This is a genomic window from Wolbachia endosymbiont of Tuta absoluta (genome assembly GCF_059414725.1).
In genome coordinates this window covers 1-421 of sequence record NZ_JBNRJY010000717.1, presented here as the reverse complement: position 1 = coordinate 421, position 421 = coordinate 1, and the positions used below count along the sequence as shown (strand labels likewise).

Here is a 421-nt window from a genome sequence, read left to right as displayed (position 1 = left end):
GTTTTATATTTTTCATGGTACTCTATTTACGTATTGACTAATCTTTTTTTAGCCTTTATGGCGTATAAAGATAAAAAACCTGATCGATCCTCGTACACACTGTAAGTCTGCTACTATGATGTGGGACTTTTGGTCTTTAAACCCTGAATCACTGCATCAGGTTCTTATACTGATGTCAGACAGGGGAACACCGGACGGATATCGTCATATGCATGGATTTGGCTCTCACACTTTTTCTATGGTAAATAGTAATAACGAACGTGTATATGTAAAGTTTCACCATAAAAGCAATCAGGGAATTAAAAATTTTGACGGCGTTATGGCAGATAAAATGAGAGGTATTGATCGATCCACAAGGTTCAAAAGTTGGCCCCAATGAGCAGTTCAAACATAAAGCTATTATTCTTGCAGTGGTGAAACT

1 pseudogene is annotated in these 421 nt (G+C 37.1%); it reads left to right on the top strand.

Features of this window, described 5'->3' with window-relative positions:
• Positions 1-115 precede the first annotated feature (115 nt).
• Positions 116-292 (top strand): annotated as a pseudogene (locus ACJ5GX_RS07685) (catalase); the annotation flags it as partial.
• Positions 293-421: the final 129 nt, after the last annotated feature.